The organism is Oleiphilus sp. HI0132 (assembly GCF_001635845.1).
Genome location: NZ_LWGJ01001249.1, coordinates 1 through 1,108, shown reverse-complemented (window position 1 = coordinate 1,108; position 1,108 = coordinate 1). Strand labels below are relative to the sequence as shown.

Here is a 1,108-nt window from a genome sequence, read left to right as displayed (position 1 = left end):
AATGATTATTCGTCGACCTCCCTATCAGCGAGATGATCTTATTCAGTGCTTGAGCGTCAGGGTCGGGGCTTTTTTCCAGAATAGGTTTCAGTTGGGTAAGGTGGTCTTCCAAACTCATAGAGGTATTACTGGCCGATGCGCCTATTGCCCCGAGAGGCGTATTGATTTCGTGAGCAATACCTGCGATCAGTTGACCAAGTGCTGCAATTTTTTCTGAGTATATTAACTGCTGTTGGCTTTCTTCTACTTTTTTGAAGGCGTTAAGTAACTCTTCGTTCTTCTTATGCAGCGCCTTTGTTCGCTCATTAACTTTTGCGTCAAGCGTTAAATTATATTGCGCTTGTTCTAGGTAATTTTCTTCCAGGTTTTTAGCCATGTCGGTGAAGTTATGACTGAGTTCGGCAATTTCATCAGTACCAGTTATTGCGGCGTTATGGACTTTAGTGAAGTTTCCGTTTGCAATTTCTTTGGTGTAAGCGCTTAAACGCACTATGGGCTCAACTAAGCGCTCTGCTAACTGAGAGATCAGCACAAAGGCGACTAACAAAATCGCTCCGGCACTATAAAATGCCTTGTTCGTTTGTTCTTCTTGTAGTTGAGTATTTTCTGCAATAGATTGGGTGATCACTTTGTTCAGTTTTTTCAGCGAATATAGAAGGTAAATATCACCCCAGTGGGATTCTCCAATAGTTATCGGTACGCGGTATTCAAGTGAAGAGATCGGAAGAGCGCTGTCTTCAGGGTTATTAATCCCGAGGACTGAAATACTATCAGGGGTTTTTATGCTCACCTGACTAATGCTGCCATGATTTGTCGGCTGATAGGGTAGCTGTTGCTGCAACGGATCTGATGTGTGGATAAATACTTTGCCGTTTTTGGATACTAAAATAGCTTGCTGCAGCTCTGGTGTGTTGTTGACAGAATCGTTAATAATTTGGGTTAGAGAAAAAAGATTGAACGATGCCAGGTTTTCTGCGATCGAGCTACTCAACGCTTGGGCTTGGACGAGTGCTTGTTGGTTGAGGTTATGTTTTAGCAGAACGATACGCTTCTCTAACTCGGTATCAAATGCTTGCTTGTGTAGGTTTATTTGAAGGTGAGTGCTGAC

Annotated in this window: 1 protein-coding gene; it reads right to left on the bottom strand. The window is 42.9% G+C overall.

Features of this window, described 5'->3' with window-relative positions; translation table 11 throughout:
- The coding region (locus A3766_RS18680; RefSeq protein WP_156508975.1) for a sensor histidine kinase at nt 1-1,108 on the bottom strand (1,108 nt) is incomplete at both ends.